The sequence below is a fragment of the Trueperella sp. HMSC08H06 genome, from assembly GCF_001808465.1.
In the GTDB taxonomy this organism is placed as follows: domain Bacteria; phylum Actinomycetota; class Actinomycetes; order Actinomycetales; family Actinomycetaceae; genus Trueperella; species Trueperella bernardiae.
In genome coordinates this window covers 1-6,929 of record NZ_KV793347.1, presented here as the reverse complement: position 1 = coordinate 6,929, position 6,929 = coordinate 1, and the positions used below count along the sequence as shown (strand labels likewise).

General features: G+C 66.7%; 6 protein-coding genes. 4 read left to right on the top strand and 2 right to left on the bottom strand.

Annotated elements, in window-relative coordinates; genetic code table 11:
- Nucleotides 1-115 precede the first annotated feature (115 nt).
- Nucleotides 116-1,141: a dimethyl sulfoxide reductase anchor subunit family protein gene (locus tag HMPREF3174_RS04045; protein ID WP_070445528.1), complete on the top strand. Its 1,026-nt coding sequence runs from the start codon at nt 116-118 to the stop codon at nt 1,139-1,141.
- 125 nt (nt 1,142-1,266) lie between these two features.
- Here the strand turns inward: HMPREF3174_RS04045 and HMPREF3174_RS09385 are convergent, their stop codons facing one another.
- Nucleotides 1,267-1,422 carry a hypothetical protein gene (locus tag HMPREF3174_RS09385; RefSeq protein WP_162839030.1) on the bottom strand — a complete coding sequence of 52 codons (156 nt, stop codon included), beginning with the start codon at nt 1,420-1,422 and terminating at the stop codon, nt 1,267-1,269.
- A 94-nt stretch (nt 1,423-1,516) separates the two neighbouring features.
- Complete coding sequence (locus tag HMPREF3174_RS04040; RefSeq protein ID WP_070448035.1) at nt 1,517-3,178, bottom strand: FAD-dependent oxidoreductase; 1,662 nt, start codon at nt 3,176-3,178, stop codon at nt 1,517-1,519.
- Between the two features lie 113 nt (nt 3,179-3,291).
- On the opposite strand from HMPREF3174_RS04040, the gene HMPREF3174_RS04035 reads away from it, so the two are divergent.
- The 3 genes from HMPREF3174_RS04035 to HMPREF3174_RS04025 all read left to right on the top strand — a co-directional run.
- On the top strand, nt 3,292-3,555 hold the full coding sequence (locus HMPREF3174_RS04035) for a metal-sensitive transcriptional regulator (protein ID WP_062614080.1): 264 nt from the start codon (nt 3,292-3,294) through the stop codon (nt 3,553-3,555).
- A 164-nt stretch (nt 3,556-3,719) separates the two neighbouring features.
- Nucleotides 3,720-6,377, top strand: a complete 2,658-nt coding sequence (locus tag HMPREF3174_RS04030) for a DMSO/selenate family reductase complex A subunit (protein WP_246783058.1) — start codon at nt 3,720-3,722, stop codon at nt 6,375-6,377.
- Nucleotides 6,377-6,929, top strand: a 553-nt coding sequence (locus tag HMPREF3174_RS04025) for a DMSO/selenate family reductase complex B subunit (protein WP_070448032.1), incomplete at its 3' end; no start/stop codon positions are given. The genes HMPREF3174_RS04030 and HMPREF3174_RS04025, both read left to right, overlap by 1 nt.

Below are 6,929 nucleotides of genomic sequence, written 5' to 3'. Positions count from 1 at the left end.
TCGCCCCGCTCCCCGACCCCTCGATCACCAAGCCGCGCCTGGTCATCCACCCGCACAAGGACGCCCAGCCGTGGAACTCCGCCAACGGAGAGATCCTCAACCCCAAGGAGATCTGATGAACCTCCACGAATTACCCATGATTATCTTCACCGTGGTGGCCCAGCTGTGCGTGGGAATGTTCCTCGTGCTCGGTGCGATCCAGCTCTGGCTCACCGCCACCACCGACGAGCGCACCACCGACCGCCTCACCACCCCGATCCTGTATGTGATCGGCCCGGTGATGGTGTTCGGCCTGGTCGCCTCCATGTTCCACATGAACGACGTCACCCACACCCTCAACGTTTTCCGCCACGTGGGCTCATCGTGGCTGAGCCGCGAGATCGTGTTCGGCGTCGGCTTCGCCGGGCTGGGCTTCCTCTTTGCCCTCCTGCAGTGGTTCCGGGTCGGCCCGGCCAAGGCGCGCATTGCGCTCGGCATGGTGACGGGCCTGGTCGGTATCGGGCTCGTGTGGTCGATGTCGATGATCTACTCCTCGCTCGTCACCGTCCCGGCGTGGAACACCTGGGTTGTCCCGTTCCAGTTCTTCGCCACCACGTTGATGTTGGGCGCGGCCGCCGTCGTCGTGTCCCTCGTTGCAATGACGGCGATCCGGCAGCGCACGCCCGCCACCGAGCGCGGCCCGGTTGCGGTTCCGTCTCGCACGACGACGCCGCCCGCCTGGCAGACCCGCCTCGGCATCGACCGCAACCTGGCCGAGATTCATGCTCCCGCCACGGACAAGGAATGGAAGCTCACCACCCAGATCGTCAAAGCCTGCATGGCCCTGGTCGCCCTGGTGGCGGTGGGGATCCTCATCTCCTACGTGGCACACGTGCAGCACTTGGCCACCCACCCCGAGCCGGCGGCGGCCATCTCCGCGGCGGCGTTCTCCGGCGCGTTCTTCTGGATGCGCCTGGTGCTGCTCGGCCTGGGCGCCGTGGGCGTGGGCTTCGCGGCGTTCAAGTACGCCTCCTTGGCCACGCTTGAGAAGCCGGCCACGCTGACCTGGGTGGTGAGCGCGGCGTTCGTGCTCATCCTCGCCGCCGAGTTCATGGGCAGGTCGCTGCACTATGACTCAATGCAGCTGATCGGCATCGGCTAAGGCACCCCGGCGCGAAGCCGGAGTGAAATTTTTTGGACGATTCCGGGGCGATCTTCTTATTTGAGGAGATCGCCCCGGAATCGTCCAGTGTTTTTAAACTGCCCGGACTTCTATCGCGCCCCGGCTTAGCCAAAGAGCCTCGACAGGAAGGAGCCGCCCTCCTTCGCGTGGCCCTGGCAGCGCTCCGATTCGGGAACGCCGGCGAGGGCCTGCTCGATGTGGTTGCCGCAGCCGGCCCAGGTGGGCTTGCCGCACTTGGGGCAGGTAACGCGCTGGCACATGGTTCTTCCTTCTTTCTTCCCGGGCCTTCACCCCAGGATTTTTCCTGAGAGCGGCTGTGCTCCCAGCTGTTCATGGTGACGGCCAGGGCCGCCTTTACTTGACGACGCCGTCCGCGCTGTCGCCGAGTTCGGCCAGCATGGTGATCATGCCGCCGGAGTGGTTGACGCACGTGTTGCCGGCCTGGACCAGCTGGCGGTGTGCGAGGTAGGAGCGCATGCCGGACTTGCAGTGTACGGCGATAGGGCGCCCGGCCGCAGAGGCGCGAACCTCGTCCATCCGATCGCGGATCTCGAGGTGGGGGATGTTGAGGGCGCCGTCGATGTGGCCCTCGCTCTCGTATTCGGCGCGGCTGCGCACGTCGAGGATGAGGTGGGTCTGGCGCAGGCGCGCCAGGTCGGCGGTGTGCCACACCTCCATCGTGCGGTCGAGCACGTTGGAGGCCATCATGCCGGCCATGTTGACCGGGTCCTTCGCCGAGCCGTACGGCGGGGAGTAGGCCAAGTCGAGGTCGATGAGGTCGGCCACGGTCATGCCGGCCTTGATCGCGGTGGCGAGCACGTCGATGCGCTTGTCCACGCCCCCGCGGCCCACGATCTGCGCGCCGAGCACCTTGCCATCCTCGGCGAAGTGGAGGCGCATGTGCATCTGGGTGGCGCCGGGGAAGTAGCCGGCGTGGTCGGCCGGGTGGAGGGAGATCGTGTGGTGCGCGATCCCCTCGAGCGCGCGCTCGTTCGCGCCGGTCATCGCGGCGGTCAGCTTGCCCACGCGCACGATCGCCGTGCCCGCGGCCGCCGGGATCGGGTGGGACAGGTTGCCGGAGATCGCGTCTGCCACGAGCCGGCCGGCACGGTTGGCCGGGCCCGCGAGCGCCACGGGCCGCCGCGCCCCGGTCACCAGGTCCGTGGAGACCACGGCGTCGCCCACGGCCCACACGCCTTCGAGGTTGGTGCGTCCGTGTTCGTCGACGACGATGGCCCCGCGCTCGCACTCCACTCCCGCATCCTCCCAGATGCTGGTGCGGGGGCGGACGCCGGCGGCAAGCACCACCACGTCTGCCTTCACGCGCGAGCCGTCGGAGAGCACCACGTCGGCCGGCACACCCGCGCCCGGCTCCTCGATCGCCGTGACGGCGGTGGAGGTGCGCACATCCATCCCGAGCTCGGCCAGCTCTTGGGCCACGTAGTAAGCGCTCTCGGTGTCGAGCGGGGGCAGCACGTGGTCGGCGAACTCGACCACGGTGGTCTTCACCCCGCGCATGGCCAGTGCTTCAGCGGCTTCAAGCCCGATGAAGCCGGCGCCGATCACCACGGCGGACGACGCACCGGCCGCGGCGTCGTGAAGCGCGTGGGCGTCAGAGACGGTGCGCAAGGTGGTGACGCGCGGAGAGTCGATGCCGGGCACGTCAGGGCGGAAGGCCTCGGCGCCGGGCGAGAGGACGAGGACGTCGTAGGTGAGCTCGTAGTCGGCGTCGGGACCATTCACGCGGACGGTGCGCGCGGCGGGGTCGAGCGCGGTAACGGCGCTGTTGACCCGCACGTCGAGGTTGAGTGAGGCCTTGAGCGAGGCCGGGGTCTGGACGAGGAGCGCGCCCGGGTCGGTGATTTCGCCGGACACGAAGTAGGGCAGGCCACAATTGGCGAACGACACCTCGGGGCCCGCCTCGAGCACAATGATCTCGGCGCCCTCCTGCAACCTGCGCAAACGCGCCGCGGCCGACATCCCTCCGGCAACTCCACCAACAACAACGATCCTCATTGGGTGACCTCCATCCCCTTCGATACCCCCTGGGGTATAGGGTAGTGTCGACGACAACGTCGCGCAACCACTCCCCGCCGCGTAGGATGGGCCCGAACAGAAGAGGTAGCATCATGGGCATCGAAGAGCTCCAGGCCGAGCAGCGCAAGGCGCTCAACCGACTCAAGCGCGCCCGCGGGCAACTCAACGCCGTCATCGAGAATTTTGAAAACGGCGGGGAGTGCGTGGACGTCATCCACCAACTCGCCGCCGTGACGTCCGCGCTCAACCGGGCAGGGTTTACGATCGTGGCCGCCGCGATGAAGAATTGCGCTTTTTCTGACGAGCCGCTGACCACGCCCGAGGAGCTGGAAAAGGCCTTCACCTCGCTCGCCTAGGCATTATGAAACTTTATTATCACGTAACTTTTCCCGTGTCAGAGGCGGTTTTCCCGCTTTTGAGATCATCTGGGACCTTGGTCTAACGAACACTCGTCGTTTAGCTCGAATACTGGCATTGACAGCCGGAAATTCCGGCATTCTTTGTTCAGTTTTTGGGGGCGATGATGACTCAGACTCTCTCACCCGGCACGACCGCGCAGCCGCACGGCCCTTCGCGCCGCACATTCCTCAAGTGGTCCGGGGTCGCCGCGGGAGTTGCCGGCCTGGCGGCCACCACCACTAGCCTCGGCACGCCGAAGGTCGCGGCCGCAGACGCGGAGGGGATCGCCGACGCCGACCGCACCGTGTGGTCGGCCTGCACCGTCAACTGCGGCTCGCGTTGCCCGCTACGCCTGCAGGTCAAGGATGGCACCGTGGTCCGGGTCCTGCCGGACAACACCGGCACCGACGAGCTCGGCAACCAGCAGGTGCGCGCGTGCGTGCGCGGGCGCTCGATCCGCCAGCGCATCTACAACCCCGACCGCCTCAAGAAGCCGATGAAGCGCAAGGAAGGCACCAAGCGCGGCGAGGAGCAGTGGGAGGAAATCTCCTGGGATCAGGCGCTGACCGAGATCGCGGAGAAGATGAAGGACATCAAGAACCGCTACGGTAACGAGGCCTTCTACATCCAGTACGGAACCGGCACGCTCGGCGCGGTCATGTCCTGCTCGTGGCCCCCGAACAACACGCCGATGGCTCGCCTGCTCAACGCGTTCGGCGGCTACCTCGACCATTACTCGGATTACTCCACCACGGCCATCACGCAGGCCTATCCCTACTTCTACGGCACGTGGGTCAACTCCAATTCGTTCGACGACGTCGCCAACTCCAAGCTGCAGGTCATGTTCGGCAACAACCCGATCGAGACCCGCATGTCGGGCGGCGGGCACACGTTCGTCACCCAGAACATCAAGCGCGAGCACGGCGTGCGCACGATCATCATCGACCCGCGCTACTCGGAGACCTCCGTGGCGCTCGGAGATGAGTGGGTGCCGGTTCGCCCCGGTACCGACGCCGCGCTGATCGCCGGCATGATCTACGTAATGGTTGAGGAGAACCTGCACGACCAGGCGTTCCTCGACAAGTACTGCCTCGGCTTCGACGAGGACCACATGCCCGAGGGCGCCCCGAAGAACGCCTCCTACCGCGCCTACCTTGAGGGTAAGGGCGCGGACGGGGTCGCGAAGACCCCCGAGTGGGCCTCTGACATCTGCGGCGTCCCGGCAGCCGACATCCGGCGCCTGGCCCGCGAAATCGCCAACGCCAAGCCCGCCGCGATCACCCAGGGCTGGGGGCCGCAGCGCCACGCGAACGGCGAGAACACCGCCCGCGCGATCTTCCTCCTCGCCTGCGTGACCGGCAACCCCGGCATCCCCGGCGGCGGCACGGGCGCGCGCGAGGGTGCGAGGGGCCTGGGGGTCGGCACGTCGTTCTACTCGGAGTTCGTCAACCCCTCGAACAAGATCATCTCCTGCTTCTCCTGGCTCGATGCGATCGACCACGGCCCGGAGATGAATACGTTCAACGCGGGCGTGGGCGTCAAGCCCGAACCCGGGGTGCGCGGCTTGAAGATCCCGGTGGATGAGAACATGCAGCCCGAAAACACCTCGCTAGAGGTGCCGATCAAGGCGGTCTTCCAGTACGCGAGTAACTCGCTCGTCAACCAGACCGGTGACAACAACGAATCGGTGCGCATCCTCGAGGACGAGTCCAAGTGCGAGCTCATCGTCACCACGGACATCATGTACACGGTCTCGGCCCGCTACTCCGACTACGTGCTGCCCGGTACCTCCACCTCGGAGGAGTTCGACTACCACGCCGGTGCGAACGGCGGCCCCATGGCCTACGGCATCGTCTCCCAGCAGGCGATCGAGCCGATGTATGAGACGAAGTCGATCTTCGACATCTGCACCGAGCTCGCCGCGAAGCTGGACCTCGAGCAGGAGTTCACCGGCGGCAAGAGCCGCGAGGACTGGCTGCGTGAGGCGATCAACGGCTCACGCGAGGACGACCCGGCCCTGCCCACGTGGGACGAGTGGAAGGAGATGGGGATCTACCGCCGTAACGACGGCCCCGTCATCACCATGAAGGACTTCCGCGAGGACCCGGAGGCGAACCCGGTGCCCACGCCGTCGGGCAAGATCGAGATCTACTCCGAGCGCCTGGCGAACCTGGCAAAGGCCTGGGAGTTCGGCGTCTTCCGCCCGGCCCTTGCCGGCGACGTCCTCACCCCGCTGCCCGAGTTCGTGGCCACCTGGGAGGGTGCGCTCGAGGCCCGCGAGAACGCTGAGCACCCGCTGCAGGTGATCGGCCACCATTTCAAGGGCCGCACACACTCCAGCTACGGCAACGTCAACCTCCTCAAGGAGGCACACACCCAGACCGCGTGGCTCAACCCGATCGACGCCGAGGCGCGCGGGATCGCCAACGGGGACGCCGTCTACGTGTTCAACGAGCGCGGCACGGTCCAGCTGCGCGCGCTCGTCACGCCGAGGATCATCCCCGGCACCGTGTCGATCCCGCAGGGCGCGTGGTACAAGCCGCTGCCCTCGGCCGATTTCTCGCTACCGGCGGGGGCGAACGGGGAGCGGCCGGTCGACGTCGGCGGCTCGGTCAACACCCTCACCTCCCTCCACCCGACCCCGCTTGCCAAGGGCCTGCCCAGCCACACGGTGCTGGCACAGGTTGAGAAGGCGGAAAAGGGTGCGCTGGAGCGGATCGAGGCGGCCTACTACCAGCCCTATAACGCGGATACCGCGGGCGTGAGCAAGGAGGACTAATGAGCGAGATGCTAACCCAAGCGGGTGCCAACTACGGATTCTTCTTTGACCAGGAGCTCTGCACGGGCTGCAAGGCCTGCCAGATCGCCTGCAAGGACAAGCACGACCTGCCGATCGGCGTCAATTGGCGCCGCGTGGTGGAGTATTCGGGCGGCACGTGGACGGCACAGGGCAACGCCCTCACCCAGAACGTGTTCACCTACTACACGTCGATCGCGTGCAACCACTGTGAGGACGCGATCTGCATGCAGGTCTGCCCCACCACGGCAATGAGCCGGCGCGAGGACGGCACGGTGTACGTCGATTCGTCCAAGTGCGTGGGCTGCCGCTACTGCGAGTGGGCCTGCGCCTATGGCGCCCCGCAGTTCAACGCGGAGGAAGGCCACATGTCCAAGTGCGACCTGTGCTACGACTACCGCTCCACCGGCCAGGAGCCCGCGTGCGTCACGGCGTGCCCGTCGCGCGCACTGGACTGGGGCCCGATCGACGACCTGCGCGCGCAGTTCGGCACCGAGGATGGCATCGCCCCGCTCCCCGACCCCTCGATCACCA